Annotated in this window: 21 protein-coding genes; 7 read left to right on the top strand and 14 right to left on the bottom strand. The window is 69.6% G+C overall.

The genetic code is table 11. The features are described 5' to 3' along the window. The first annotated feature begins 16 nt into the window (after positions 1-16). Entirely contained in the window at positions 17-1003 is a 987-nt protein-coding gene (locus L0977_RS03835) for a Bug family tripartite tricarboxylate transporter substrate binding protein (RefSeq protein WP_234263402.1), read from the top strand. A 46-nt stretch (positions 1004-1049) separates the two neighbouring features. Here L0977_RS03835 and L0977_RS03830 read toward each other — a convergent pair whose 3' ends face one another. The 5 genes from L0977_RS03830 to L0977_RS03810 are packed head-to-tail and all read right to left on the bottom strand — an operon-like array spanning position 1050 to position 4183. Further along, the gene (locus tag L0977_RS03830; RefSeq protein ID WP_234263400.1) at positions 1050-1817 is read right to left on the bottom strand and encodes an SDR family NAD(P)-dependent oxidoreductase; all 768 of its coding nucleotides are present in this window, start codon (positions 1815-1817) and stop codon (positions 1050-1052) included. Between the two features lie 22 nt (positions 1818-1839). Beyond that, positions 1840-2490: an RluA family pseudouridine synthase gene (locus L0977_RS03825; protein WP_234263398.1), complete on the bottom strand. Its 651-nt coding sequence runs from the start codon at positions 2488-2490 to the stop codon at positions 1840-1842. Then, on the bottom strand, positions 2490-2990 hold the full coding sequence (locus L0977_RS03820; protein ID WP_234263396.1) for a HugZ family pyridoxamine 5'-phosphate oxidase: 501 nt from the start codon (positions 2988-2990) through the stop codon (positions 2490-2492). The genes L0977_RS03825 and L0977_RS03820 overlap by 1 nt, the downstream gene beginning before the upstream one ends. Before the next feature lie 8 nt (positions 2991-2998). Next, positions 2999-3604, bottom strand: coding sequence for an OmpA family protein (locus L0977_RS03815; RefSeq protein ID WP_234263395.1), 606 nt, complete (start codon positions 3602-3604; stop codon positions 2999-3001). A gap of 51 nt (positions 3605-3655) precedes the next feature. Beyond that, the gene (locus L0977_RS03810; RefSeq protein ID WP_234263393.1) at positions 3656-4183 is read right to left on the bottom strand and encodes a FecR family protein; all 528 of its coding nucleotides are present in this window, start codon (positions 4181-4183) and stop codon (positions 3656-3658) included. Positions 4184-4339: 156 nt separating this feature from the next. Between L0977_RS03810 and L0977_RS03805 the strand changes: the two genes are divergently transcribed. Then, complete coding sequence (locus L0977_RS03805) at positions 4340-5305, top strand: tRNA dihydrouridine synthase (protein WP_234263392.1); 966 nt, start codon at positions 4340-4342, stop codon at positions 5303-5305. Between the two features lie 179 nt (positions 5306-5484). Further along, complete coding sequence (gene gshA / locus L0977_RS03800; protein WP_234263391.1) at positions 5485-7050, top strand: glutamate--cysteine ligase; 1566 nt, start codon at positions 5485-5487, stop codon at positions 7048-7050. Positions 7051-7066: 16 nt separating this feature from the next. Here gshA and L0977_RS03795 read toward each other — a convergent pair whose 3' ends face one another. Beyond that, on the bottom strand, positions 7067-7354 hold the full coding sequence (locus L0977_RS03795; RefSeq protein ID WP_442786607.1) for a 2Fe-2S iron-sulfur cluster-binding protein: 288 nt from the start codon (positions 7352-7354) through the stop codon (positions 7067-7069). A gap of 359 nt (positions 7355-7713) precedes the next feature. Between L0977_RS03795 and ylqF the strand changes: the two genes are divergently transcribed. Beyond that, the gene (gene ylqF / locus L0977_RS03790) at positions 7714-8697 is read left to right on the top strand and encodes a ribosome biogenesis GTPase YlqF (RefSeq protein WP_234263390.1); all 984 of its coding nucleotides are present in this window, start codon (positions 7714-7716) and stop codon (positions 8695-8697) included. A 9-nt stretch (positions 8698-8706) separates the two neighbouring features. Here the strand turns inward: ylqF and L0977_RS03785 are convergent, their stop codons facing one another. The 3 genes from L0977_RS03785 to L0977_RS03775 form a co-directional block, all read right to left on the bottom strand. Then, on the bottom strand, positions 8707-9696 hold the full coding sequence (locus L0977_RS03785) for a transglutaminase family protein (protein ID WP_234263389.1): 990 nt from the start codon (positions 9694-9696) through the stop codon (positions 8707-8709). A 4-nt stretch (positions 9697-9700) separates the two neighbouring features. Further along, complete coding sequence (locus L0977_RS03780) at positions 9701-12289, bottom strand: circularly permuted type 2 ATP-grasp protein (protein ID WP_442786606.1); 2589 nt, start codon at positions 12287-12289, stop codon at positions 9701-9703. A gap of 102 nt (positions 12290-12391) precedes the next feature. Further along, positions 12392-15898, bottom strand: coding sequence for a transglutaminase family protein (locus L0977_RS03775; protein ID WP_234263387.1), 3507 nt, complete (start codon positions 15896-15898; stop codon positions 12392-12394). Between the two features lie 175 nt (positions 15899-16073). On the opposite strand from L0977_RS03775, the gene L0977_RS03770 reads away from it, so the two are divergent. From L0977_RS03770 to L0977_RS03760, 3 genes are all read left to right on the top strand, one after another. Continuing rightward, positions 16074-18527, top strand: coding sequence for a DNA internalization-related competence protein ComEC/Rec2 (locus tag L0977_RS03770; protein WP_234263386.1), 2454 nt, complete (start codon positions 16074-16076; stop codon positions 18525-18527). Between the two features lie 130 nt (positions 18528-18657). Further along, the gene (locus tag L0977_RS03765) at positions 18658-20106 is read left to right on the top strand and encodes a circularly permuted type 2 ATP-grasp protein (protein ID WP_234263385.1); all 1449 of its coding nucleotides are present in this window, start codon (positions 18658-18660) and stop codon (positions 20104-20106) included. Positions 20107-20109: 3 nt separating this feature from the next. Further along, positions 20110-21072: an alpha-E domain-containing protein gene (locus L0977_RS03760; protein WP_234263384.1), complete on the top strand. Its 963-nt coding sequence runs from the start codon at positions 20110-20112 to the stop codon at positions 21070-21072. A gap of 78 nt (positions 21073-21150) precedes the next feature. Here the strand turns inward: L0977_RS03760 and L0977_RS03755 are convergent, their stop codons facing one another. From L0977_RS03755 to L0977_RS03735, 5 genes are read right to left on the bottom strand one after another with little or no spacing between them, the layout of a single operon-like run. Then, positions 21151-21735: a DUF2062 domain-containing protein gene (locus L0977_RS03755; protein WP_234263382.1), complete on the bottom strand. Its 585-nt coding sequence runs from the start codon at positions 21733-21735 to the stop codon at positions 21151-21153. 51 nt (positions 21736-21786) lie between these two features. After that, the gene (gene mltB, locus L0977_RS03750; protein WP_442786605.1) at positions 21787-22896 is read right to left on the bottom strand and encodes a lytic murein transglycosylase B; all 1110 of its coding nucleotides are present in this window, start codon (positions 22894-22896) and stop codon (positions 21787-21789) included. Beyond that, a complete protein-coding gene (locus L0977_RS03745) occupies positions 22896-24899 on the bottom strand; it encodes a transglutaminase family protein (RefSeq protein ID WP_234263380.1) in 2004 nt (667 codons plus the stop codon). Before L0977_RS03745 ends, mltB begins: the two co-directional genes overlap by 1 nt. After that, positions 24893-25873: a DUF58 domain-containing protein gene (locus tag L0977_RS03740; protein ID WP_234263379.1), complete on the bottom strand. Its 981-nt coding sequence runs from the start codon at positions 25871-25873 to the stop codon at positions 24893-24895. The genes L0977_RS03745 and L0977_RS03740 overlap by 7 nt, the downstream gene beginning before the upstream one ends. Beyond that, positions 25870-26790: an AAA family ATPase gene (locus tag L0977_RS03735; protein WP_234263377.1), complete on the bottom strand. Its 921-nt coding sequence runs from the start codon at positions 26788-26790 to the stop codon at positions 25870-25872. The genes L0977_RS03740 and L0977_RS03735 overlap by 4 nt, the downstream gene beginning before the upstream one ends. Between the last annotated feature and the right edge of the window lie 22 nt (positions 26791-26812).

The raw sequence follows: 26812 nt of genomic DNA, 5'->3' as shown, positions 1-26812 counted from the left end.
TCCAGGAGACATTGACATGCACGCTTCGCTTCCCCGCATTGCCCGCCGCGCCCTGCTTGCCGGCGTGGCGGCCCTGGCGGTTTCGCCGGTTTTCGCGGACAACTACCCCTCGCGGCCGGTGCGCCTCGTGGTCCCGTTCCCGCCCGGCGGCGCGGTGGATCTGTATGCGCGCCATGTGCAGCCCGAGCTGCAGAAGCGCCTGGGGCAGCCCGTGATCATCGACAACCGCACCGGGGCCAGCGGCATGATCGGTGCGGAAAACGTCGCCAAATCGGCACCGGACGGCTATACGCTGCTGCTGGGCAACATCGCGGTGCTGGCCATGAACTCGGCCACGCTGCCCAAGGTGCCCTACGACCCGCTCAAGGACTTCACGCCGGTGATGCAGACGGTGATGGTGCCCTACGTGCTGGTGGTCAATCCGTCCACCCCGATCAAGACCGTGGCCGACCTCGTGGCACAGGCCAAGACCGCGCCGGGTCAGCTGACCTATGGTTCGTCGGGTGCCGGCAGTGCGCAGCACATGGCGGCCGAGTTGTTCAAGTCGCGCACCGGCGCCGAAATGACGCATGTCCCCTACAAGGGCGTGGGGGCTTTGGTCACCGACCTGATTGCGGGCCACGTCCAGGTGGCGTTTGCCGATCAGGCCAGCATGATGCCCCACGTGAAGGCCGGCAAGCTGCGCCTGATTGCCGTGGCCCGGGCCACGCGGGTGCCGAGCCTGCCCGATGTGCCCACCATCGCCGAAGCCGCCAACCTGCCGGGGTTTGAAATCACCGGTTGGCAGGGGGTGGCAGCGCCGGCCGGGACGCCCGACAGCGTGGTGCGCAAGCTCAACACGGCGTTCAACGAGGTGCAGGCCTTGCCGGCGATCAAGGAGGCCATGGAAGCGGCCGGCCTGACCCTGGTCGGTGGCAAGCCCGAAGATCTGCGCCAGCACATGCAGAAAGAGATGGATCTCTGGAGCAAGGTGGCGCGCGACACGGGCGTCAAGACCAACTGATGCCGCCATCAGGCCGGAAGCCGCGGGTTGGCCGCCGCGGCCGCGGTCACTGACGCACGTCGGCGACCGGCTCCTGGCCAAAGTCGGGGCGGTGCAGCCAGCCCAGCACCTGGCTTGCTGCTTCGTCGGGGCTGCTCAGCAGGCCGCGGTCCTTCAGGTCCAGGAACCGCTGCAGGTCCGGGAAGGCGCCGGCGTCACCGGCCCGCAGATGCCCCTGCATGTCGGTGTCGACCACACCCGGTGCGAGCGACACCAGGCGGGCGCCTTGGGGGTATTGGGCTTCTTCCAGCGCGCAGCAGCGCGTGAAGTGGTCCATCCCCGCCTTGGCGGCGCAGTAGGGCGCCTGCGCCGCCATGGGGCGGCGTCCCAGCCCGCTGGAGATGTTGAGGACCTTGCGCGGCCCTTGCCAGCCGCTGTCGACCCAGGTCCGTGTGGCGTGGAGGAAGGCCGCGGTCAGTTGCATGGGGGCTTCCAGGCCGACGCGCAGCGCCTGTGCCAGTTCGCCGGGCGGGCAGTTGGCCAGCGGCGCGATGCGGGGAATCACGCCCGCGTTGTTGATCAGCGTGGCACTGGCGATGCTCGGCGCATCGAGCTGCCCGAGCCAACGCGCAAGGCGGTCCGCCACCGGAGCGGGTTCCGCCAGATCCACTGGCCAGTGCAGCAACGTGGCGCGCCGTGCCACAGCCAGTTCGGCCAGACCCTCCCCCCCGTTTCGCGACAGGCACAGTAGCACGAGACCGGGGGCGAGCAACTGGCGCGCCATGGCCAGGCCCAGTCCGCGTGAAGCGCCGGTGAGGATGACGAGGTCGTGCATGGACTGGGGTCTCGGGTCAGAGTCAGAAGGGGCAGGGGGCCGCGAAGCGCAGGGGCTCGCCCGTGACGGGGTGGGGGATCTCCAGCGTCAGGGCATGCAGCAGCAGACGGGGCACGAGGGCCTGCTGGGTTGGTGTGGCGTACAGCGGGTCGCCGAGGATAGGGTGGCCGATGGCTTGCAGGTGCACGCGCAACTGGTGCGAACGGCCGGTGACTGGCTCCAGGTCGAGCCGGGTGCCGCCGGCGGGGGTGGGGCCATCGCCGAGCCGCCAGCGGGTCAGGCTGGGTTTGCCCAGTTCGGGGTGCACGATGCTGCGCGGCCGGTTGAGCCAGTCCACCAGCAACGGCAGGTCGATGGTGTTCCAGCCGTTGTCGGGTTGCGGGTTGGGCAGGGTGCCGGCGACCACGGCCACGTAGCGCTTGTGCACCTGCCGGCGCTCGAACGAGCGGCTGAGGGCGCGCTGGGCCTCGATACCGCGCGCCATGACGACCAGGCCCGAGGTGGCCATGTCCAGCCGGTGCACCACCAGGGCGTCGGGCCAGGCGGCCTGGGCGCGGGTGCTCAGGCAGTCCTGCTTGTCCTCGCCGCGCCCGGGCACGGCCAGCAGGCCGGCCGGTTTGTCGAAGACCAGCATCGCGTCGTCGGCATGGAGGAGGTTCAGGACCGGTGTCATCAGGAACCTGCGTCGGGGGTGGGGCCCAGGGCCTGCAGCAGTTCGGCGGTGTCGAGGCTGCGCGCCGCCCCGAAGCCGGCGATCTGGCGGGCCTGCTGCACCCGCACGCGCACGAAGCGGAAGTCGCCCAGTTCGGTCATGGGCTGGGCTTCGGGGAAGCGGGCGAGGTACACGGCGCAGCAGGCGGCGGCATCGGCCTCGTCGGGGTCGACGAAGCGGGCCTGGCCCTGCAAGGTCACACGGGGCAGGGCGTGCACGGGTTCACCCGGCTGTTCCGGCTCGGCCACCAGCAGCGAGACCTGGGAGTGCCGCCGCAGGTTGCGGGTATGGGCGGCAAGCCCGCTCACGTGCAGCACGAGTTCGCGGGTGTGCGGATCGATGGCAAACGGCACGCGGGAAACGAAGACCGAGGCGTCGGCCTCGTCCAGCGTGCCCAGGGCAGCGGTGCGCTGGTGGTTCAGGAGGCCGCGCAGCGCCCGCGTCAGGCTGTGCTCTCCCATCGCCGTGATCAGCGGACGATGATGTCGGCGCGCCGGTTGCGGGGCTCGCTCACTTCATCGTCCGTGGGCACCAGGGGTTCGCGCTCGCCCCGGCCGACGGGCTCGATCCGGTCGCCCTGGAAGCCCTGTTCGATCAGCAGGTCTCGGATGGCGTTGGCGCGCTGCAGCGAGAGGCGGTCGTTGGTGTCGGCCGGGCCCTGCCGGTCGGTATGGCCCACGACGATGATCTCGCCACCCGCGCGGGAGCGGGCCGTTTCGATCACGGTCGGCAGCAGGGCACGCGACTCGGGGGTCAGCTCGGCGGTGCCGGTCTGGAAATGCAGGGTGAAGGTCTGGCCGGCTGCTGGCTGGAGCCGGAGCAGGGCCGGATAGTCCTCGGCCACTTCGGCCGCGGTGGTGAGGCCGCTTTCCACGCTCCCGCGGGGCGACACCGCGACGGTCTGATAAGGCCGGTTCAGTTCATTGACCTGCTGGCCCATGGTGACCGTGACCGCGCTGGGCCGACCGCCCTCCTGGGGCAACAGCACCACCTTGCTGGCCGGCGCGCAGGCCGTCAGCAGAGCAAGCAGGGCGACAGGGAAGGGCCGGAACAGCCAGGCAGACAGGGGTGTCAACGTTCGACAGCGCAAGCGCGAAAAAATGCGCGCGAACGTGGTGCGCGCGCGTCACCGGCGAAGTCTACTATGGTCCTTGTAGTGTTTGCGCAGGTAGACGTGCAGCGGCTCGATCGGTGGGTTGGCTTCCACAATGAAGTCGGTGCCCCGCACGCCCACCACGGACGTGGGGGTCTGCACCTTGAAGCGCTCGGGGTTGACCTTGGCCAGCAGCCCGGTGACGACCCGCACCGATCCCTGCAGCAGGTCGAGCAGGAAGTTGCCTTCCTGCGTGGTGCTGTCGTACTGGAAGCGGCTGAGGTCCATCACGGTTTCAGGGCCTGCGGTCAGCACGGTGCCGTCCTTGAGGATCACGCTGGCCGCGCCGCCCGGGCCGGTCTGGATGCGGCCGGCCTCGGTAACGGGGTCGCCCGAACGCACCGGCGCGCGCACCCCGTCGCGCACCAGCCAGACCTCGCCTTCGATCTGCTTGAACGTGCCGACGCGTTGGCCCGTCGGCTCGGCCCAGGCGCAACCCAGGGCCAGGCCTCCCGACAAAACAAGGGTGGTGGCCAGATGGCGAAGGCGAAAGGCAGACATGGCAACTCCGGATGGACGGCTGGGGCAGGGCACGACATGGTAGGCGGGTATCGCAGGGTCCCACAAGGGAGCGGCGGCCGTTCTAGAATCCCCGCGTTAAATCCATCATCTCCCGTGCCGGGTTGTTTGGCACGGCGACAACACCGCCACCCCTTGATGACTTTGCTGCTGGCGCCCATGGAGGGCTTGCTCGACGCGACCCTGCGCGACGTGCTGACCCGCACCGGAGGCCTGGACCGCTGCGTGAGCGAGTTCATCCGCGTCACAAACACGCTGCTGCCGGATCGGGTGTTTCTGCGCGTGGTGCCCGAGCTGCTCCAGGGCGGGCGCACGCTGGCCGGCGTGCCGGTGCGGCCCCAATTGCTGGGGTCCGACCCGGTCTGCCTGGCCGACAACGCGGCCCGCTTGGCCACGTTGGGACCGCCCGGCATCGATCTGAACTTCGGCTGTCCGGCCAAGACGGTGAACAACAGCCGGGGCGGTGCCGTGCTGCTCGATGAGCCCGAACTGGTGGGCCGCATCGTGGCCGCGGTGCGGCGGGCCGTGCCGGCGCATGTGCCCGTGTCGGCCAAGATGCGGCTGGGCTTCAACGACGACCGGGTGGCCGAAGACTGCGCCCAGGCCATCGCCGAGGCCGGTGCCGACGAATTGGTCATTCACGCCCGGACCAAGGCGCACGGCTACCGGCCGCCGGCCTACTGGGAGCGCATCGCCCAGGTGCGCGAAGCGGTGCCGGCGCTGCGCCGCATGCCGGTGATCGCCAACGGCGAGATCTGGAGCGTGGCCGACGCCCGGCGCTGCCGCGAGGTGACCGGCTGCGACGCGCTGATGATCGGACGCGGCATGGTCAGCGACCCGGGGCTGGCGCTGGCCATTCGCGGGCAGGATGGCGTGCCCTGGTCACAGATCGAACCGCTGCTCGGCCTCTTCTGGGACCGCGTGAGCGCACGCGTGGAGCGCCGCCACCGCGCGGGCCGGCTCAAGCAGTGGCTCAACTACCTGCGGCGCACCTATCCCGAGGCGCAGGTCGCGTTCGACCAACTGCGCCTGCTGCACGACCCGGTGCTCATCGAGGCCTGGCTGGCACCCCGGCGCGCGCCGGCCTCGCCGCAGCCGGCCTGAGCGGGCGCCGTTTCGGACCGGTGCCGTCCGGCCGGTTCCCCTGCCTGCCTGCTTTCCCGGTTTTCTGCCGCCGGCCCGCACGGAGGGCCGGCGGCGGCAGGGCTGTGCGGTGCGCGCCAGCACAAACACGCCAGCCGTGTTAAGTTCCGGCCCCAAAAAGACCCCTCCCCGACGCCCCTATGAGCACACTGGAACAACGGCTGAGCGCCCTTTCGAAAGAGCGTTTGAGCGGCATGCGTCGCGGCCTCGAAAAAGAAAGCCTGCGCGCACAGCCCGACGGCAAGCTGGCCCTGACCCCGCACCCGCCGGCGTTGGGCAGTGCGCTTACGCACCCGCACATCACCACCGACTATTCGGAATCGCAGCTGGAACTCATCACCGGCGTGCACGCGTCGGTGGACCAATGCCTGGCCCAGCTCACCGAAGTTCACCAGTTCACCCTGCGCAGCATCGCGGCGCAAGGTGGCGCGGCCGGCGAAGAGATGCTGTGGGCGTCCAGCATGCCCTGCGGGCTGCCCACCGACGAGACCATTCCGCTGGGCCGCTACGGCAGCTCCAACGTCGGCCGGGCCAAGAGCGTCTACCGCATGGGCCTGGGCCATCGCTACGGCCGGCGCATGCAGACCATCAGTGGCATCCACTACAACTGGTCATTGCCCGGCATCGACAACGAAGGCTACTTTGCGCTGATCCGCAATTTCCGCCGCCACGCTTTCCTGCTGCTGACCCTGTTCGGCGCTTCGCCGGCCGTGTGTTCCAGCTTCGTCGAGGGCCGGCCGCACGCGCTGCAGCCGCTGGGCCAGGGTGGCACGCTGCACATGCCGCACGGCACCAGCCTGCGCATGGGCCGGCTGGGTTACCAGAGCGAGGCGCAGGCCACGCTGGCGGTGAGCTACAACAGCCTCGAAGGCTACGCCGCCTCGCTGCACGACGCGCTCACGCGGCCCTGGCCGGCCTATGAGGCGGTGGGCATCCGCAATCCGGGGGGCGACTACAACCAGCTGGCCACCACGCTGCTGCAGATTGAAAACGAGTTCTACGGCACCATCCGGCCCAAGCGCGTGATCTTCCAGGGCGAGCGCCCGCTGCACGCGCTGCGCGAGCGCGGGGTGGAGTATGTGGAAGTGCGCCTGCTCGACCTCAACCCCTTCGAGGCGGTTGGCGTTGACGCCGCCACGCTGCGCTTCATCGACGTGTTCCTGCTGCACTGCCTGCTGGCCGACAGCCCGCCCGACACGCCCGACGAGATCCGCGAAATCGCCCAGAACCAGCACATGACGGCTGCGCGCGGGCGCGAGCCTGGTTTGCAGCTGCTGCGCCAGGGGCAGTCGGTGGCGCTGGCCGACTGGGGGCTGGACATCATCGATGCCCTGGTGCCGATCGCCGCCGCCCTGGATGCCACCCACGGTGGCCACGAGCACCGCGACGCCGTGGCGGCGGCCCGTGCCGCGCTGCTGGCGCCCGACACGCTGCCGTCGGCCCAGGTGCTGGCGGCGATCCGTTCGCAGCACGCCGACTCCTTCGTGGCCTTTGCGCGGGAACGCTCGCAGCGCATCCGCGACCACCTGCTGGCGCTGCCCTGGGAGGCCGACGCGCAGGCCCGCTACGAAGCCATGGCCGCCCAGTCGCTGCAGGACCAGCGCGCCATCGAAGCGGCCGACACCATGCCCTTCGAGGTCTACCGGCAGGAGTACGTTTCGCCGGCGCGCCTGGGCCAGCCGCGCGCCGCGACTGCCGCGCACTGAACCGCCAGCGGCGGCATCAACCGTCGACCGGCGGGGCGAGCGTCACGTCGCTCGCGGGGTGCGCCACACAGGGCAGCACCGCACCACTGGTTTTTTCTTCCGGCAGCAGGCCGGGCCAGGCCACGCTGTAGCGCACGGCACCGTGGACCAGTTGGCCGATGCAGGTGCGGCAGGTGCCATTGCGGCACGACGCAGGCCAGACCTGCCCGGCCGCGTGCAGCGATTGCAGCAGCGTGCGCTCGGCCGGCGCAGGCACGGTTTCGCCCGAGTCCGCCAGATGCAGTGCAAAAACTGCCGGATTCACGGCATTTCCCGCGGTATCTGGTCGCTGCGGGAAGTGTTTTCCCACTGCCTGTTGAATAAGCAGGTCAAAGAACGTCCTTTGGAATCAATGGGTTACGGTGTTCGTACAGACATGGTCATGGGTTATGCACAAAGTTGTCCCGGATTTCGAGGGAAAAGTGGACAACTTGGGATCCCGAGTGCCGGTTTTTTGGGCAGGTTGTTGAACAGCCTAGGGCCACAAGCACTTGCGCACGCCGTACAGACATGCCCCGGAATTATTCACAGGGTTGTCCAGAGAAGCTCGGGACAACCGCGAGCGCCGGAAAGCGGGCGGACTTTGGGACAATGGCAGATGGTTTTTTCTCAAGCGATCGTTTCATGAGCATTCAATGGTTTCCCGGTCACATGCACCTCACGCGCCAGGCGATCGCCGAGCGCGTGAAGGCCATCGACGTGGTGATCGAGATGCTCGATGCCCGTTTGCCTGGCTCCAGCGCCAACCCGCTGATGCGCCAGCTCACCAGCGGCAAGCCGACGCTGAAGATTCTCAACAAGCAGGACATGGCGGACCCCGAGCGCACCGCGCTCTGGCTGGCGCACTACAACGCCCAGCCGGAAACGCAGGCGTTTTCGCTCGACGCCAGCGTGCCGGCGCCAGCGCGCGCGCTGATTGACGCCTGCCACCGGCTGGCGCCACACCGGGGTGGCATGTTCAAGCCCATGCGCGTGCTGATCTGCGGCATCCCCAACGTGGGCAAGTCCACGCTGATCAACACGCTCAAGGGTCGCAAGGCGGCCAAGACCGGGGACGAGGCCGGCGTCACGCGCACCGAAGCCCGCATCGTGCTGGCCGACGATTTCTATCTCTACGACACGCCCGGCATGCTGTGGCCGCGCATCATCGTGCCCGAGAGCGGCTACAACCTGGCCGCCAGCGGGGCGGTGGGCAAGAACGCCTACGACGAAGAGGAAGTGGCCTACGAACTGCTGGCCAAGCTCAAGACGGACTACCCGGCGCTTATGGAGGCACGCTACCAGGCCGGCCTGTCGCCCGAAGCCTGGGCGCAGGCCACGGACGACGCCCTGCTCGACGCCATTGGCCGCAAGCGTGGTGCGCTGGCCGCTGGTGGCAAGGTCAACATCCAGAAGGCGGCCGAGCTGGTGATCGCCGACTTTCGCGCCGTGCACATCGGCCGCATCACGCTGGAAACGCCCGAACAGTTTGCGCGCTGGCTCAAGGCCGGCCAGCAGGCCGACAAGGAACGGGCTGAGCGCAAGAAAGCGCTGCGCGAAGCGGGCCTGATCGGCCCGGCCCGGGGCGGTGCCCGGCGCCCGGGCAAGCCGCGCCCGCCGTCGCGCTGAAGGGGCGCCTCAGCCAGCTTCGGGCTGTTGCAGCGCTTCCAGCTCCTGGGGTGGGGCGACGGTGACCGCCACGTCCAGCGCATGGCCGCTGCTGCCCTGGATGACGCCGCGCATGGGCGAGACGTCGGCGAAGTCTCGCCCGGTGGCCAGGGTGATGTAGTCCTCGCCGGGGCTGCCCCAGCCGCAGCGGTTGTTGGTGGGGTCGAAGTCGAACCAGGCGCCCAGCGCGGGTGCCGTTTCGGGCGTGTCGCCGTCGTCGGAGCGGACGCCGGAGTCGGGCGGCAGTGGCACATAGACCGACACCCAGGCGTGCGAGGCATCGGCGCCGATCAGGCGCGGCCGGCCCGGTGGCGGTTCGGTCAGCAGGTAGCCGCTGACATAGCGCGCGGGCAGGCCCAGGCTGCGCAGGCAGCCGATCATGATGTGGGCGAAGTCCTGGCACACGCCCTTGCCCTGTTCCAGTGCCTGCAGCGCGGGGGTGTTGACCTCGGTGCTGGCGGTTTCGTAGGTCAGCCCGGTGTGGATGCGTTCCATGAGCGCCCGAGCGGCCTGCAGCATGGGCAGGCAGGCGGCGAACGCCGGCCGCGCGAAATCGGCGAAGGCATCGTCGCGCGGCACGTGGGGCGAGGCGAACAGGAATTCGCAGGCTGGGTCGTAGGGCGCGCCGGCGCGGTAGTGGAAGCGACGGCGCACGTCTTCCCAGCCCAGGCGTTGCCACGCCGGGCTGTCGGGCAGGGGGGCGGGCGCGCTGGTGCGCACCAGGCTGTCGGCTTCGACGGTGAGCACTTCGTGCGGGGTCTGCAGCGAAAAAAAGGTGCTCTGGTTGCCGAAGGCGTCGACCCGGCGCGTGCAGGTGGCGGGTTCGGGGTCGATGCGCAGCGCATGGGCCACCAGGGTCTGCGAAGCGGTGTCGGCGGGCGTGAGGTGGACCATGTGCTGGGCCAGGTCGACGTTGCCGTGGTAGCGGTAGGTGGTGGCGTGCAGGACGCGCAGCAGCATGGTGTCAGGCCCCGAGCGAACGCCGCCGCTGGTCGGCGTGGCTGAAGTGCAGCCGGGTGATTTCGTTGGACAGGTCGGCAGCGGCCAGCTCGCAGCCGTCGAGCAGCTGTGCCAGTTCGCCATAGACGAGCTGGCCGTCTTCTTCGCGCCGCTGCCAGTGGCACAGCTCGGTGAGCACCCAGATGTCGGGATCGGGCAGGCCCATGGCCAGCACGGCGTCGCGCGGGGTGGCGCTTTGCGACAGCTTGGCCAGGCGCGAGCGCAGGGTCTGTACCACCCAGGCCAGCGAGCGCGGGTTGTCGCGGTCCATGACCAGCAGGTCGATCAGGGCCACCATGTCGCGGCGCTGCTGGTACATGGCGTGGAAGGTGATGGTGCTGTCGAACAGCGCGACCATGGCCTCGAACCCGGCGGGATCTTCCATGCAGCGGTGTTCGAGCCCGAGTTCGAGCGCGCGCGCGAGCGTGATCAGGCGTTCGATGTGCCGGCCCACGGAAAGCAGTCGCCAGCCGTTGTCGCGCACCATGCGGTCGGTCTGTGAGCCGGTGATGGCGGCCAGCAGCTCGCTGGCGTTGTGCAGGGCGGCGAGCGCCTCGGCGGTGCCGTATTCGGCATCGGCCGCCATCGCGGCGCAGTCGCGGGCGAACTCGGCCTCGGTGCGCTCGATCAGGTTCCAGTGTTCGGGCGAGAGCCGGTCGCGCACCTGGGCGGCCGCGTTCTTGAGGGCGCGCAGGTTGTAGCCGACGCTGAAGCTGCGCGCATGCAGGGGAGAGTCGGGCGCGGGCGCCAGACCGGCCATGAGCGAGCGCGCGAACACGCGTGTCGAGTGTTCGGCGGAAGGCACGTCGGCCAGCACCAGCGCGTGTTCGCGCGCCAGCTCCGACAGCCAGGCCAGCAGCGGGCGCGAACTGGGTTCTTCGCCTCCCAGGTGGTCCAGCACGATGCGGGCAAGCCGGATGCCGTTTTCCGCACGTTCGGTGTAGCGGCCGAGCCAGAACAGGTTTTCTGCCGCGCGGCTGGTGACGGGCCGTTTCTGGTGGGCCAGCGCCAGGGTGCTGGGCGCCGACTGCAGCAGGCTGGTCTTGTCGACCTCGCCATCGGTGCGTACCCAGCAGTCGGCGCTGCTGCCCCCACGCTGCATGGAGGCCATGAGCTGGCCACGCGGGGCCAGCCGGACCAGGCCGCCGGGCAGCACGCGCCAGGTGCCGCTGCCGTCGGCCAGGGCGAACACGCGCAGCATGGCCGAACGGGGGATGAGGTGTTCACCCGTCCAGGTCGGGGTCTGGGACAGCGGCAGCCAGTCCTGCACGGTGTAGTCGTCGGGGTGGCGCGCCATGCGGCCCGACCACTCATCGAGTTCGCGGGCACCGAGGCTCTGGCCCATGACGGTTTCCAGGCCGGAGCGGGGATAGGTCGGGCGGATCACGCTGCCCTTGAGCAGGGGCAACACTTCGCGCAGCGCGGCGTCTTCGCCGCACCACCAGGTGGGCAGCGAGGGCAGGCTGAGTTCTTCGCCCAGCAGGTGCCGGCCGATGGCCGGCAGGAAACCCAGCATTGCGCTCGACTCCAGCGGGGCCGAGCCGGGGGCGTTGGCCAGCAACAGATTGCCAGCCCGCAGCACCTGCAGCAGGCCCGGCACGCCCAGGCTTGAATCGGGGCGCAGCTCCAGCGGGTCGAGCCATTCGTCGTCGACGCGTTTGATCAGCGCGTGCACCGGTTCCAGGCCTTTGAGGGTCTTGAGGTACAGGCGCTGGTCGCGCACCGTGAGGTCGTTGCCTTCGACCAGGGTCAGGCCCAGGTAGCGGGCCAGGTAGGCGTGCTCGAAGTAGGTTTCGTTGTACGGCCCCGGCGTCAGCAGGGCAATGCGGGCGTGTTCGCCTTCCGGCGCCTGGGCCTTGATGCCGTCCATCAGCGCGCGGTAGCTGGCCGCCAGCCGCTGCACCTTCAGGCCGGCGAAGGCCTTGGGGAACTGGCGCGAGATCGCGATGCGGTTTTCCAGCAGGTAACCCAGGCCCGAAGGCGCCTGGGTGCGCTGCCCCACCACCCACCACTGGCCGTCGGGGCCGTGCGCGAGGTCGAGCGCGACGATGTGCAGCCAGGTGCCGCCGGCCGGTTGCAGGCCCTGCATGGCGCGCAGGTAACCGGGGTGGCCGTGCACCAGGGCCGAAGGCAGCAAGCCCTGGCGCAGCAGGGTCTGCGGGCCATACAGGTCGGCCATCACCGCGTTGAGCAGGCGGGCGCGCTGTTGCACGCCGGCTTCGATCCGGGCCCATTCCTCGGTGCTCACGAGCATGGGGAACAGGTCCAGCGCCCAGGGCCGTTGCAGGCCGCTGGCGTCGGCGTAGACGTTGTAGGTGACGCCGTTGTCGCGGATCTGGCGCTGCAGGTTGTCGGCGCGGCGGTTCAGGTCCGCCAGGCCGTCGGTCCCGACATGGCCGAAAAAGTCGTCCCAGTCGGGCACCAGGGCGCCAGCCGGATCGCGCATCTCGTCGAGATGCCCGGGGCTGGCGGCCAGGGCGAGGGACAGCGCCCATTCACCGGGGTGGGCGGGGCTGGTGTCTTCAAAAAGGGAATGGGGCGCTTCAGGGCTCACGGCACCGGAGTATGCCCGCGGAACCCGGGTGGGCGGCGGGGTAGGGGTGTTCGGTGGGGGTGGGCCCTGTTGCATCCTTCACGGTCCGGCGGCGCGTGCGCCTCAGGTTCGCAGGTCCAGCGTGAACGGGAATTCACGGCTGGATTGCGGATCGGTGGCCGACAACTTGCCCGGGGTGTGGCCCATCTGGAAGAAGCGCGCCAGGCGGCGGCTTTCGGCCTCGTAGGCGTTCACCGGGAAGGTGTCGTAGTTGCGGCCGCCCGGGTGCGTGACGTGGTACTGGCAGCCGCCGAGCGATTTCTGCATCCAGTTGTCGACGATGTCGAAGGTCAGCGGGGCGTGCACGCCGATGCTCGGGTGCAGAGCGCTGGGCGGGTTCCAGGCCTTGTAGCGCACACCCGCCACCATTTCACCGGCGGTGCCGGTCGGCTGCAGCGGCAGGGCGCGGCCGTTGCAGGTGATCACGTAGCGGCTGTCGTTGTAGCCCGAGACCTTGACTTCGAGCCGTTCCAGCGACGAGTCCACGTAGCGCACGGTGCCGCCGACGGCGCCTTCTTCGCCCATCACGTGCCAGGGTTCCAGCGCGTTGCGCAGCGTGAGTTCGATGCCACGGGCGGCCACCTGGCCCACCAGCGGGAAGCGGAACTCGAAATGCGGTTCGAACCACGCCCGGTCGAACTGGTAGCCGAAGTCGGCCAGCTCGGCGAGCACGTCTTCGAAGTCCATGCGCACGAAGGTTGGCAGCAGGAAACGGTCGTGCAGCTCGGTGCCCCAGCGGGCCAGGCGGCCGGTCCAGGGCTGCTGCCAGAAGCGCGCGACGAGGGCGCGCAGCAGCAGTTGCTGCGCGATGCTCATGCGGGCGTGCGGTGGCATTTCAAAGGCGCGCAGTTCCAGCAGGCCCAGGCGCCCGGTGGACGAGTCGGGCGAGAACAGCTTGTCGATGCAGAACTCGCTGCGGTGCGTGTTGCCGGTGACGTCGACCAGGATGTTGCGCAGCGTGCGGTCGACCAGCCAGGGCGGCATGTCCTGGCCGTAGACGGCGCGGTTCTTTTCGATCTGGTTGAGCGCGATTTCCAGCTCGTAGAGCTGGTCGTTGCGCGCCTCGTCGACGCGCGGGGCCTGGCTGGTCGGGCCGATGAACAGGCCCGAGAACAGGTACGACAGCGAGGGGTGGTTGTGCCAGTACGCGATCAGCGAGCCCAGCAGTTCGGGTTTGCGCAGGAAGGGCGAGTCGGCCGGGGTGGCGCCACCGAGCACGAAGTGGTTGCCGCCGCCGGTGCCGGTGTGGCGGCCGTCGGTCATGAATTTCTCGGCGCACAGGCGCGTCTGGTAGGCCGCGTCGTAGAGGAATTCGGTGCGTTCGACCAGTTCGTCGAAGCTGCTGCTGGGGTGGATGTTGACCTCGATCACGCCCGGGTCGGGGGTGACCTGCAGCATCTTCAGACGTGGATCGCGCGGCGGCGGGTAGCCTTCGAGCACCACCTTCATGTCCAGCCGTTCGGCGGTCGCTTCGATGGCGGCCAGCAGGTCGAGGTAGTCCTCCAGGCGGGGCAGCGGGGGCATGAACACGTACAGATGCTGGCTCTTGCCGCCGCTGTGCGTTTCGGCCTTGGGGCCGTTGGCGCGCTGCGGGTCGCGGGCTTCCACGCACAGCGCGGTGCGGGTGAGCCAGGCGGCCGATTCGCCGCGCTGCGGGAAGCGGGCCGACAGGGCCTGGGCCGGCGCTGCGCCTGGCAGGGGCTGGCCGGGGCGCAGGCCCAGGGCGGCGGCTTCGCCGTCCTCGAACCAGTCGGTGCCCTGCAGCGAAACGGTGCCACCCTCGGCAAAACCACCGCCCACGGTGTGCGGGTGCACCTGGTGGCGCAGGGCCGTGCCCGAAGGCAGCGGGTCGCGCGCGGAATGCGGGTCCTGCTCGATGTGATAGGGGTAATCGCCCTTGGAGACCCAGGGCAGCGAGTCCAGCGGCAGGCGGTAGCCCATGGGCGAGTCGCCCGGGATCAGGTACATGCGCTCGTCGCGGAAGAACCAGGGCCCGGTCGACCAGACGGTGCCGGCGACGCGGTGGAACTGGCTCTTGCCGTTGCTGGAGAGGGTGCCGTGGCCCGATGCCTGCAGCGGCAGCACGTAGCCGACCACGGCTTCCAGGCCCTGGTCGAAGACGCGGCGCAGGCGCACACGCTCCAGCTCGTCGTCGAGCTTGCTGTTGAACGGGTCGACGTTGACCGGCAGGCGGCGCTCGCGCCAGAGGTAGTACCAGGTGTCCTCGTAGCCCGGGGTGATGTACTGGGTCGACAGCCCCAGCCGGCGTGCCAGTGCCTGCGTGAAGCGGCGGGCGTCGTCGTCGGTGTAGTGGGCGTCGTCGCGCTCGTCGGCCAGCAGCGCCGGGTTGAACCAGCACGGCTCACCGTCGGCGCGCCAGAACACCGACAGCGCCCAGCGCGGCAACTGTTCGCCCGGGTACCACTTGCCCTGGCCCATGTGCACGAAGCCGCCGTCGCCATAGCGCTCGCGCAGGCGGCCCAGCAGTTCGGTGGCGTAGCCGCGTTTGGTCGGGCCGAGTGCGTCGGTGTTCCATTCGGCCGCGTCGCGGTCGCTGGTGGCCACGTAGGTGGGCTCACCGCCCTGGGTCAGGCGCACGTCGTGCTGCATCAGATCGGCGTCGACCTGCGCGCCGAGCTTGAGCACGTCGGCCCACTGGTCTTCGGTGTAGGGCTTGGTCACGCGTGGCGATTCGTAAACACGCGTCACGCCCATGTGGTGCTCGAACTCGACCTCGCACTTGTCCATCGCGCCTTCCACCGGCGCGGCGCTGGAGGGCGTCGGCGTGCAGGCCAGCGGGATGTGGCCTTCGCCGGCCAGCAGGCCCGAGGTGGGATCGAGGCCGATCCAGCCGGCACCGGGCAGAAACACCTCGCACCAGGCGTGCAGGTCGGTGAAATCGACTTCGGGGCCGCTGGGGCCGTCGATGGCCTTGACGTCGGGGGCGAGCTGGATCAGGTAGCCCGAGACGAAGCGCGCGGCCAGGCCCAGGTGGCGCAGCAGTTGCACCAGCAGCCAGCCGGAATCGCGGCAGGAGCCGCTCTTGAGCGTGAGGGTCTCTTCGGGCGTTTGCACGCCCGGCTCCATGCGAATGGTGTAGGCGATGTCGCGCTGCAGGCGCTGGTTGATCGCCACCAGGAAGTCGATCGTGCGCTGCTCGTTGCGGTCGGTTTCGTCCAGGTACTGCTTGAGCAGCGGCGTGAGCGGCGCGGCCGCAAGGTAGGGTGCCAGTTCCTGCTTCTGCGCCTCGTCGTAGGTGAACGGGAAGGTTTCGGCGCGCGGTTCGAGGAAGAAATCGAACGGGTTGTAGACCGCCATTTCGACCACGAGGTCGATGGTGACCTTGAATTCGGTGGTGGGTTCGGGGAAGACCAGGCGGGCCTGGTAGTTGGCGAAGGGGTCCTGCTGCCAGTTGATGAAGTGGTTACCGGGCTCGATCTTCTGCGAGTACGACAGCACCTTGGTGCGGCTGTGGGGGGCGGGGCGCAGACGCACGACCTGCGGGCCGAGTTTGACCAGGCGGTCGTACCGATAATGGGTGATGTGGCTCAGGGCAACGTGGATGGCCATGCTCGGGCTTTCAACAGGGAGAACAACGATGACACCGCAGAATTTCCGGAGGCTGCCACGGTGCTTACGCACCCTAGCAAGTCCCGCGCCATCATCGCATGCCGGCGTGACAGCCGGGCGTGTTACCTGCCGGTCGAGATGGCCGACCCTGCGCTAGGGGCCGGCCTTGCGGTGGATGGCCGTCTGGCCCCTGGCCGCGCTGGCGGGGGTGCTGGGTGTCTGGGTCCAGCTTCAGCAGGCGTCGCTGAACCCGGTCGGAATCTGGGCCGCGGCGGCGCTGGGTGGCGTGTTGGGGCTGGCCGCGTTGCGCGGCTGGGCGCGTGTGCCGGTGCGCCGGTATCGCCGCCAGGTGCTGATCGTGGTGAGCATGATCGCCGCCGCGGCGCTCGCGTTCGGCTGGACCGGGTGGCGGGCGCTGGCGCAGGAAGCGCAGCGGCTCGATCCGTCCCTGCAGGGACAGGATATTCGGGTCACGGGGCAGATCGAAGGGCTGCCACAGCGCGGTGAGCGCGGGCCGCGCTTCGTGCTGCTGGTCGAGTCGGCCACGCCTGCCGGGGATGCCCGCGCACTGGTGCTGCCCGAGCGCCTGCTGCTGACCTGGTACCCGACGGAGCCGGTGCCGGCGCCCGATCTGCGCGCCGGCGACCGCTGGCGCCTGACGGTGCGGCTGCGCAGCCCGCACGGGGCGGCCAACCCCCATGGGTTCGACCGCGAGCGCTGGTTGTGGGAACGCGGCATCGGGGCCACGGGGTACGTGCGCACCGGCGCCCGGGTCGAAGCGCCGCAGCCCTTGCCTGGCGGCGCGTGGCACCCGGTGGCTGTGGCCCGGCAGGCGGTGGCCGGGCGCATCGCAGACGCCGTGCCCGACCCGCGCCGCGCGGGGGTGCTGGCGGCCCTGGTGGTGGGTGAGCAGAGCGCCATCGACCGCAATGACTGGGCCCTGTTCCGGGCCACGGGTGTCGCCCACCTCATGAGCATTTCGGGCCTGCACGTGACGGTGTTTGCCTGGCTGGCGACGCTGTTGATCGGGGCACTCTGGCGCCGCCTGGCGCGCTGGCGTCCCCAGGTGTTGCTGGCGGTGTCGGCGCCGGTGGCCAGTGGCCTCGGCGGCTTGGCGCTGGCCTGGGGGTATGCGGTGTTCTCAGGCTGGGGCGTGCCGGCCCAGCGCACGGTGCTGATGCTGGCGATCGTGGTCGGCCTGCGCCTGCTGGGGCGGCAATGGCCCTGGCCGGTGACCTGGCTGACGGTGATGGTGCTGGTCCTGCTGATGGACCCGATGGCGCTGATGCAGCCGGGCTTCTGGCTGAGTTTCGTGGCGGTGGCCGTGCTGTTTGCCACCGACCCGGCCGGCGGGCGCCGCGCCGGGCCGAACGATGCGAACACCGGGGGCTGGCGCGCGGCTGCCCGGCGGGTGGGGACGCTGGTGCGCGAGCAGGCCGTCATGACGGTGGCGCTCGCCCCGCTGACGCTGCTGCTTTTCGGGCAGTTCTCGGTCGCGGGCCTGCTGGCCAACCTGATCGCGATTCCCTGGGTGACGCTGCTGGTCACGCCCCTGGCGCTGCTCGGTGTGGGGCTGCCGCCCCTGTGGTCGCTGGCGGCCTGGGGTGTGCAGATCCTCGACCTCTGGCTGCAGTGGCTGGCGGGCTGGTCCTGGGCGGTGGTGTACCGGCCCATGGTGCCCTGGCCCCTGGCGCTGGCGGCTGTGGCCGGTGGCGTGCTGCTGGTGTTGCGCTGGCCGCCCTGGTTGCGCCTGGCGGGTTGCCTGCTGCTGTGGCCGGCGCTGACCTGGGCGCCGGCCCGCCCGGCGCCGGGCGGATTCGAGCTGCTGGCGCTGGACGTGGGCCAGGGCGGCGCGGTGCTGGTGCGCACGGCCTCGCACAGCCTGCTCTACGACACCGGGCCGCGTTATTCGCCGGGCAGCGATGCCGGCGACCTGGTCATCCTGCCCACGCTCCGCGCGCTGGGCGAGCAGCCCGAACGGGTGGTGGTCAGCCACGGCGACAGCGATCACGCCGGCGGGGCGGCCTCGCTGGCCCGGGCCTGGCCGGCGGCGCAGTGGCTTTCGTCGGCGGCACCGCATCCGCGCTGCGAAGCCGGCCAGCGCTGGGAATGGGACGGGGTGGTGTTCGAGGTTCTGCACCCGCGGGCTGCGCTCTATGGCGATCCGGCCGGGGGGCGGTCTTTGTCTTCCAACGCGCTGTCCTGTGTGCTGCTCGTGAGCAATGGCCGCCAGGCCGCGCTGCTGGCCGGTGACCTGGATGCCGCGCAGGAAACCCGCCTGGCGCTGGCCCGGCCGTCCTTGCGGGCCGACGTGCTGCTGGCTCCCCACCACGGCAGCCGCAGCTCATCGAGCCCGGTGCTGCTGAACACGCTGCGGCCCGCCTGGGTGCTGGTGCAGGCCGGTTATCGCAACCGGTTCGGGCACCCGGCGCCCGAGGTGCTCGACCGCTACCGGGCCCGGGGCATCCGCTGGGCGGCCACGCCCGAATGCGGCGCCATCACCTGGCGCAGCGACCACCCCGACGGCGTGGCCTGCGAGCGCGCCCGGGCACCCCGCTACTGGCAGTACCGCGCGGAGCCGACCGATCCGGCGGGCGCCACGGCTGTGCCGGAAGGGGACGCGGGTTGAGGCGGTGCGAAGGCGCTGGCGCGCGGTGGCCACGCGCCTGTCCACTTTTCGACGCGAAGGCCCTCGGCATGGGGGTGGTAGCTTGCGGCTGGCCCGGTCCTTGCTATGCTGTGGTCAGGAGAAAAAGCCCATGAGCCGACCGATGTTTGACGAAATGAACGCCTCGCCCAGCGAGGTTCGGGCCCACTACCTGAAATACGCTCGGTGGCTGTCGGAACAACCGGAAGAGGTGATGCTCTCCCGGCGCGAAGAGGCGGAAATGATCTTCCGCCGCGTCGGCATCACCTTTGCCGTGTACGGAGCCAAGGACGAAGACGGCTCCGGCACGGAACGCCTGATTCCCTTCGACCTGATTCCGCGTGTGATTCCCGCGCACGAATGGCGGCGCATGGAAGAGGGCCTGGTCCAGCGCGTCACGGCGCTCAACCGTTTCATCCACGACGTCTACCACGACCAGGAAATCATCAAGGCCGGCATCATCCCGGCCGACCAGATTTTCCAGAACGCGCAGTTCCGCCCCGAGATGATGGGCGTGGACGTGCCCCAGCAGATCTATTCCCACATCTCCGGTATCGACATCGTGCGCGCGCCGGTGCCCGGCGGTGACGGCACCGAGGCCGAGTACTACGTGCTCGAAGACAACCTGCGCGTGCCCTCGGGCGTTTCTTACATGCTCGAAGACCGCAAGATGATGATGCGGCTGTTCCCCGAGCTGTTCACCGAAAACCGCGTGGCGCCCGTGGCGCACTACCCCGACCTGCTGCTCGAAACACTGCGCGCGGTCAGCCCGGCCACCACGGCCGAGCCCACGGTGGTGGTGCTCACGCCCGGCATGTACAACAGCGCCTATTTCGAGCACGCCTTCCTGGCGCAGCAGATGGGCGTGGAACTGGTCGAGGGCCAGGACCTGTTCGTCAAGGACAACTTCGTCTACATGCGCACCACGCGCGGCCCCAAGCGCGTGGACGTGATCTACCGCCGCGTGGACGATGATTTCCTCGATCCGCTGGTGTTCCGCCCCAATTCCACGCTGGGGTGCGCCGGCCTGCTCAGCGCCTACCGCGCCGGCAACGTGGCCATCTGCAACGCCATCGGCACCGGCGTGGCCGACGACAAGTCGATCTACCCCTACGTGCCGAAGATGATCGACTTCTACCTTGGCCAGAAACCGATCCTGAACAACGTGCCCACCTTCATGGGCCGCGACCCGGAAGACCTCAAGTACATCCTCGCCCACCTCAAGGACCTGGTGGTCAAGGAAGTGCACGGCGCCGGGGGCTACGGCATGCTGGTCGGCCCGGCGGCCACCGCGGCCGAGATCGAGGAATTCCGCCAGGCCGTGGTGGCCAAGCCGGAGGGCTACATCGCCCAGCCGACGCTCAGCCTCTCGACCTGCCCGACCTACGTCAAGAGCGGCATCGCCCCGCGCCACATCGACCTGCGGCCCTTCGTGCTCAGCGGCAAGGAGGTGCAGATGGTGCCCGGCGGGTTGACCCGGGTGGCGCTCAAGGAGGGCTCCCTGGTCGTGAACTCGTCACAGGGTGGTGGCACAAAAGATACCTGGATCCTGGAGAACTGAAGCATGCTCTCGCGTACCGCCGATCACCTTTTCTGGATGTCCCGCTACACCGAGCGGGCCGAGAACACCGCGCGCATGCTCGATGTCAACTACCAGACCTCGCTGCTGCCGCAATCAGCCGCCGTGGCCCAGGTGGGCTGGGAAGGCCTGCTGACCATCAGCGAACTCATGCCGGCGTTCCGGGCCAAATATGGCGAAGACGGTATGACGCCGCGCAACGTGCTCGACTTCATGGTGCGCGACGAGAACAACCCCTCGTCCATCATCTCCTGCCTGCGCGCGGCGCGCGAGAACGCCCGTGCGGTGCGCGGCGCGCTGACCACGGAACTGTGGGAGACCCAGAACCAGACCTGGCTGGAGCTGACCCGTGTGCTCAAGAGCACCGGTTTCGAGCGCGACCCGAGCGAATTCTTCGAGTGGGTGAAATTCCGCTCGCACCTCTCGCGCGGCGTGGCCATCGGCACGATGCTGCAGGACGAGGCTTTCCACTTCTACCGCATGGGCACCTTCCTGGAGCGCTCGGACAACACCGCGCGGCTGCTGGACGTGAAGTTCCACGCCGTGCAGAGCGACTTTTTCGGCGCCGCCAGTGAGGAAGACCAAGAGTACGACTTCTACCACTGGAGCGCGATCCTGCGGTCGGTCTCGGCCTTCGAGGTCTACCGCAAGGTCTATCGCGACGTGATCACGCCCGAGCGGGTGGCCGAGCTGCTGATCATCCGGCCCGACATGCCCCGCAGCCTGGCGGCCAGCCTCAACGAAGTGGTCAACAACCTGGCGGTGGTGGGCAATGACCATTCGCAGGAAACCCAGCGCCGGGCCGGCAAGCTGCGCGCCGACCTGCAGTTCGCGCGCATCGACGAAATTCTGGCCACCGGCCTGCATGCGTTCCTGACCCAGTTCCTGGACCGCGTCAACGATCTTGGCTGGCGCATCAGCCAGGACTTCCTGGTGCCGACGCACTGAGCGCCGAACGCTGATCGTCCGCAAATGCCACCGGGGCCCCTTGAGGGCCCCGGTGCTTTTGGGCGGGCAGCGAGGGGGTCAGGCTTTGGCCGTGCCCAGGCGGGCCGAGACACGGGCACTGCGCTGGCGGCGCACGCGCCAGGCGAGCACGGCGCTGCTGAGCCAGTACGTGAGCAGCCCGAAGGAAAAAGCCAGCACCGCCAGTCCCAGGATCAGCGGTTTGCCCACCGTGGTGGCGTAGTCGACCACGGCGCCCAGGGCCGACAGCCAACCGGTGCCGGACGGGTCGGCGGCTTCCAGCGGCACGTCCATGGGTGGAACCTCGTCGTCGGCGTGGGCCGGATCGCCCAGCATCCAGCGGCCGAGGCGGTAGGCGGCGTAATAAATGGGGCCGAAGGTGACCGGGTTGGTCACCAGGGTGCTGGCCACGGCGGCAGGCAGGTTGGCGCGCAGGACGATCGCCGCGGCGGCGGAGCAGGGAATCTGCGCCAGGGGGATCAGCAGGCCGAAGAACACGCCGAGCGCCAGGCCGATGGACGTGCCCCGGCGGCTGAATCGCCACAGGCGGGGCTGCAGCAGGGCGGGGCCCATCCAGCGCAGCCAGCGGTTGTGCTGGAGCTGTTCAGGTCGGGGCAGAAGGCGCTTGAGTCGGTCCATCAACATGGCGCAGAAAGTTCGGCTTGAAGCTATGGAGTCGCGGAGCCGGCGCCAGGTTCACGGCGGCGGCAGCGACGCTTCGATCGCCTGCCCCAGCTCGATCACGGCCAGCGCGTAGTAGCTGCTCCAGTTGTAGCGGGTGACGACGTAGAAATTCTCGGTGCCGGCCACGTAGCTGCGTGGGGCTTGGCCATTCTCCAGTTCCACCAGGGCCAGCTTGCCGGTGTGGCGGGCCGCGCCGACGTCGACCAGCGCGCCCTTGGCCGCGAAGCTGTCGAGGCTGAAGCTGGGCAGGATGTCGGGCGCCAGCAGGGTGGACAGGTCCAGCCGGCTGTCGTCGAAACGCACCGGGTAGTGCGTGGGCAGGCCGGGCTGCCAGCCAAAGGCCTGGAAGTAGTGGGCCACCGAGCCGATCACGTCCGCCGGGCTGTTGAACAGATCGATGCGGCCATCGCCGTCGAAGTCGATGGCGTAGCGCGCCCAGCTGCTGGGCATGAACTGCGGCCAGCCCATGGCCCCTGCGTAGCTGCCGAGCAGGGCCTGCGGGTCCATGCCCGTGCGCTGGGTCAGACTCAGGAACTGCTCCAGCTCGCTGCGGAAAAATTCGGTCCGCGCCGCAGCGCGCGGGTGCTGGGGCGGGAAGTCGAAGGCCAGGGTGGTGAGCGCGTCGATCACGCGGAAGGTGCCGGTGTGCTGGCCGTAGAGCGATTCGACACCGATCACGCCGACGATCAGGCTGGCGGGTACGCCATAGGTCTGCTCGGCCCGTGCCAGGGTTTCGCGGTGTGCGAGCCAGAAGGCCTGGCCCGCGCGCAGGCGCACCGGTTCGATGAAGCGCGCCCGGTAGGCGGCCCAGTTCTTGGACGTGCCGCCGGGCGCCGGCTGCACCAGGCGGATCGCACCGGGCAGGCGCTGCGCGGTGCCGATCTGCGCCCGCACCCAGGCAGGGTCCAGGCCGCGTCGCTGGGCCAGGTCGTCCGCGAAGGCCATGGCGGCTTCGTGGTGGTCGTAGGTGAAGGTCGCGGCCACCGGCGTCTTGCCGGCGCTGCCGCGCGGCGTCTGCGCCTGCGAAGTGTGACCGGTGAGCGTCAGCAGCAGGGCCAGCAGGCCGGCCTGGGCCGGCCGCCAGGCGGGAAAGGGGGGCAGGGAAGCGGACAGGGTTGGCATCAGTCGGGGGCCTGGGAAGGCCAGACGATCTGGCGGTAGGCCTGGCGCAGTGTACCGAGCGAGTCCGCGCTCTGCGGGGCATAGCGCAAGGCCTCCAGGCGCATCAGCCATTGCGTCACGCTGCGGCTGAAATCGGTGTCGCCAAAATGCCGCGCCACCAGTTGGGCGATGGTGCGCGGGGGCATGTGGTCGGCCGTGTCCAGCCCGAGCCGCTGCAGGCGCTGGCGCAGTTGGCGCAGCAGGCGCAGCCAGGGGTCATGCTGCTGGCGTTCCCAGAGCTGCCAGCCGGCGCCGGCCAGCGACACCAGCACCAGCAGGCCGGCGAGCACCGTCACGAGATCCTGCCAGTTCGGGGTCTTGAAGCCGAGCTGGCGCAGCAGGTCGAGCTGGCGGCCCTGGGTGTAGTTGAGCACCCACTGGTTCCAGCGGTTGTTGACCGCTTCCCACATGTTGCGCCACTGGGCGGCCAGGGTGGGGTTGAGACTGCGCAGCGCGCCAGTGAAGGCGTTTTCGGGGGCCAGCAGGCGGTCGAAGCTGCCGGTGCGACCGGGCGCGACCGCGCTGGTCGGGTCCACGCGCACCCAGCCGCGGCCGGATTCCCAGACCTCGGCCCAGGCATGGGCATCGCGCTGGCGCACCGTGAAGTAGCCGTCCACGGTGTTGATCTCGCCGCCCTGGTAGCCCGTGACGATGCGGGCCGGAATGTCCAGCGCGCGCATCAGGATCACGAAGCTGGAGGCGATGTGCTCGCAGAAGCCGGCCTTGCGGTCGAACCAGAATTCATCGGCCGTGTGGGTGCCGTAAACCCCCGGTTCCAGGGTGTAGGTGTAGCCGCCCGTGCGCAGGTGGTCCATCACGGCGGCCACGGCGCGGCGGCTGAAGTCGGGGCCCTTGCCCACTTGTTCGCGCAGCGTCTGGGCCCAGGCCAGGGTGCGCGGGTTGTAGCCGGGAGGCAGCTCGACAAAGGCTTGCAGCCCTAAGCTGGCCTGCAGGGGGCCGTGGCGGAAATCGGGGTAGCTTTCTGCCCGGTAGCGCAGCCGTTCCATGACGGGGCGTTCGGTGACCCATTGCAGGCTGTGCAGCATGCGGGCCTGGTCGCCTTCCAGGGTGGGGGCTTCGGGCGTGGCCTCCAGCACGAACAGCCAGGGGCGCTGGTGGGGTTCGAGCGTCACCTCGTAACGCACGGGCGGGCCGCTGACCTGCAGATCGGCGGCGGCCGGGGTTCGGGCCGGGAAGGGCATGCGCAGCGCGCGCCAGCGTTGGCCGTCGAAGTCGCTGAGCACCGGGCCGCGGAAATAGAGCGCCTGCTGGGGGGGCGGCCGGCCGTCAAAGCGGATGCGGAAGGCGATGTCGTCGTTGAGCGCCAGGCTGGCGACCTCGCCGACCCGCATCTCGCCCGACAGGCCGCTGCGCCCCGTCATGGCGTCGTTCGGCATGCCCCAGAGTGGTGCCATGCGCGGAAACAGCAGGAACAGCACGAGCATGATCGGGGCGCCGAGCAGCGCCATGCCGCCGGCCGTGCGGGCCGATTGCCACAGCGGCGGACGGCCCACCGGCAGGTGCGCATTGACCAGGGCCGTCAGCAGACCGAGCAGGGCGATGAGGATGCCTGCCGCTGTGAGCAACGACTGCGAGTAGAAGAAGTGCGTCAGCAGCGTGAAGAAGCCCAGGAAGAAGACGACGAAGGCGTCGCGGCGGGCGCGCAGTTCCAGCGTCTTGAGCGCCAGCAGGGTCACGATCAGCGTGACGCCGGCATCGCGCCCCAGAAGTGTGCGGTGCGTCCACCAGGTCGCGCCCAGAATCAGTGCGAGCAACAAGACGCGCCAGGTCCAGCGTGGCAGGGGGCGCTGGTACCAGGTCAGTACCGCGCGCCAGACCAGCACGCCGGCGGCAATGGTGGAGGTCCACCAGGGCAGGTGGGGCACCTGCATGAGAACGATCCAGCCGATGACGGCCAGGATGAAAAGCGTATCCCGGGTGTCGCGGGGAAGCAGTTTCAGCACAGCGCCAGCGCCTCCAGGCAACGGTTGCGGTGGGGGGTGCCCTGGCCTGGGGGGATTTCCCGGCCGGGGATGCGCAGGCCGTAGTCCAGCCCCAGGCGGTCGGCCAGCAGCACCCAGGCGGTCAGGCGCGAGAGGCGGGCTTCGAGACCGGCCGCGCCGCACTGCTCGCTGTCCAGCCACAGCTGGTGCTGCTGGCTGGTCTGGGCGTCGCGGCTGACGAGGTCGTTGCGGCCGGCCGCAAACGACTGGGCGGCTTTTTTCCAGACCACGGTTTTCAGCGGGTCGCCACGCCGGTAGGCCCGCACGCCGTCGAATTCGCCGGCCGGCTGGGCGTGGGTGCTGCCACTCTGGCCGGGCTGGGGCAGGCTGGGTGGCAATGGCGGGGGATGGGCTTCGGGCGCCGGGTAGACGAGCACGGGCGACGCCGGCCGCCAGACCGTCCAGACGCGGAAAGTGCCGAGGGGAAACAGGGTGATCGCGGTCAGGGCCGGCAGCGGCTGCCAGCCGCGTGCGGGGGTGGGCCAGGCCACCTGGAGCTGGGCGCTGCCCTGGGCCGGCACGTCGATCCAGGCCCAATGGTCGCGGGTGGCGTCGTCGCTCACGCCCAGCGCGATGCCGGGGCGCGGGCTGCGGCGGTCGTTGGTCAGGCGGATGTCCAGCAGCGCCGCCTGGCCGGCGTGCACCGCGGCGGGCGGTTGCAGGTGCAGGGTCAGTCCGCGCAGGTTGCTGTGGGTCACGTGCATGGCGACGGCGGCGCAGCCGGCCAGCAGGAAGGTCAGCAGGTAGCCCAGGTTGAGCTGGTAGTTGATGCTGCCGATCAGCAGCAGCACCAGCGTCAGGGCCAGCATGCCGCCGGCCCGGGTGGGCAGGATGTAGACCTTGCGCTGCGTCAGCGTCAGCGTGTCGGTACGCGGCAGGCGTTCGTGGAACCAGGCGCGCAGGCGCGCCCGCCAGGCAGGCCGGGGCAGCTTCACGGCAGGGGGACCGCCTCGATCATGGCACGCACCTGTTCGAGGGCGCCGCGCCCGGCGTCGCTGACCGGCACCAGCCGGTGCGCCGTGGTCTGCGGCAGGATGGCCGCGATGTCGTCGGGGGCCACATAGTCGCGCCCTTGCAGGAAGGCCTGCGCCTTGGCGGCCCGCATCACGGCGAGTGCCGCCCGCGGCGACAGACCCTGGACGAACCAGCGGCCGCTGCGGGTGGCGTTGACCAGATCCTGCAGGTAATCCAGCACCGGATCGGCCGCGTGCACCGCCAGCACCTGCTGCTGCAGCCGGGCCAGCTCCGCCGGGGTCAGCACGGGCGGTAGGCGGTTCAGCAGTTCGCGCCGGTCTTCGCCCCTGAGCAAGGCCCGTTCGGCGGCGCGATCGGGATAGCCCAGCGACAGCCGCATGTGGAAGCGGTCGAGCTGCGATTCGGGCAGGGCGTAGGTGCCCAGCTGATCCTGCGGGTTCTGCGTGGCGATGACGAAAAACGGCTCGGGCAGCGGGCGCGTTTCGCCTTCCACCGTCACCTGCTTTTCTTCCATGGCTTCGAGCAGCGCGCTCTGGGTCTTGGGGCTGGCGCGGTTGATCTCGTCGGCCAGCAGCACCTGGGCGAACACTGGCCCCGGATGAAAGACAAAACCTTCGCGTCCGCGTTCGTAGATCGACAGGCCCACCAGGTCGGCCGGCATCAGGTCGGCGGTGAACTGCACCCGGGCAAACTGCAGGCCGAAGCTGCGCGCCAGGGCATGCGCCAGGGTGGTTTTGCCCACGCCGGGCACGTCTTCGATCAGCAGGTGGCCGCCCGCCAGCAGGCAGGCCACACAGTCGGCCACCTGCGCTGTTTTGCCCACAATCACCGTGTTAAGCTGGCTCAGGAGATTGCGGATGTTGTCGTTGGCGGTCATGGCTGCCAACCTTACCTGAAAA

Origin of the sequence: Hydrogenophaga sp. NFH-34, assembly GCF_021401345.1 — a bacterium.
Lineage (GTDB): Bacteria > Pseudomonadota > Gammaproteobacteria > Burkholderiales > Burkholderiaceae_C > Hydrogenophaga > Hydrogenophaga electricum.
The sequence above is the reverse complement of the archived record's forward strand: the minus strand, read 5'-3'. Positions and strand labels throughout refer to the sequence as shown.

What these genes read in the sequence shown, in the direction of transcription:
- L0977_RS03825 (WP_234263398.1), bottom strand. Translation starts at nt 2,490, where the DNA reads ATGACACCGGTCCTGAACCTCCTCCATGCCGACGACGCGATGCTGGTC.
- L0977_RS03735 (WP_234263377.1), bottom strand. Translation starts at nt 26,790, where the DNA reads ATGACCGCCAACGACAACATCCGCAATCTCCTGAGCCAGCTTAACACG.
- L0977_RS03805 (WP_234263392.1), top strand. Translation starts at nt 4,340, where the DNA reads ATGACTTTGCTGCTGGCGCCCATGGAGGGCTTGCTCGACGCGACCCTG.
- L0977_RS03830 (WP_234263400.1), bottom strand. Translation starts at nt 1,817, where the DNA reads ATGCACGACCTCGTCATCCTCACCGGCGCTTCACGCGGACTGGGCCTG.
- L0977_RS03835 (WP_234263402.1), top strand. Translation starts at nt 17, where the DNA reads ATGCACGCTTCGCTTCCCCGCATTGCCCGCCGCGCCCTGCTTGCCGGC.
- L0977_RS03755 (WP_234263382.1), bottom strand. Translation starts at nt 21,735, where the DNA reads ATGTTGATGGACCGACTCAAGCGCCTTCTGCCCCGACCTGAACAGCTC.
- gshA (WP_234263391.1), top strand. Translation starts at nt 5,485, where the DNA reads ATGAGCACACTGGAACAACGGCTGAGCGCCCTTTCGAAAGAGCGTTTG.
- L0977_RS03820 (WP_234263396.1), bottom strand. Translation starts at nt 2,990, where the DNA reads ATGGGAGAGCACAGCCTGACGCGGGCGCTGCGCGGCCTCCTGAACCAC.
- L0977_RS03765 (WP_234263385.1), top strand. Translation starts at nt 18,658, where the DNA reads ATGAGCCGACCGATGTTTGACGAAATGAACGCCTCGCCCAGCGAGGTT.
- L0977_RS03760 (WP_234263384.1), top strand. Translation starts at nt 20,110, where the DNA reads ATGCTCTCGCGTACCGCCGATCACCTTTTCTGGATGTCCCGCTACACC.
- L0977_RS03775 (WP_234263387.1), bottom strand. Translation starts at nt 15,898, where the DNA reads ATGGCCATCCACGTTGCCCTGAGCCACATCACCCATTATCGGTACGAC.
- L0977_RS03810 (WP_234263393.1), bottom strand. Translation starts at nt 4,183, where the DNA reads ATGTCTGCCTTTCGCCTTCGCCATCTGGCCACCACCCTTGTTTTGTCG.
- L0977_RS03785 (WP_234263389.1), bottom strand. Translation starts at nt 9,696, where the DNA reads ATGCTGCTGCGCGTCCTGCACGCCACCACCTACCGCTACCACGGCAAC.
- L0977_RS03770 (WP_234263386.1), top strand. Translation starts at nt 16,074, where the DNA reads ATGGCCGTCTGGCCCCTGGCCGCGCTGGCGGGGGTGCTGGGTGTCTGG.
- ylqF (WP_234263390.1), top strand. Translation starts at nt 7,714, where the DNA reads ATGAGCATTCAATGGTTTCCCGGTCACATGCACCTCACGCGCCAGGCG.
- mltB (WP_442786605.1), bottom strand. Translation starts at nt 22,896, where the DNA reads ATGCCAACCCTGTCCGCTTCCCTGCCCCCCTTTCCCGCCTGGCGGCCG.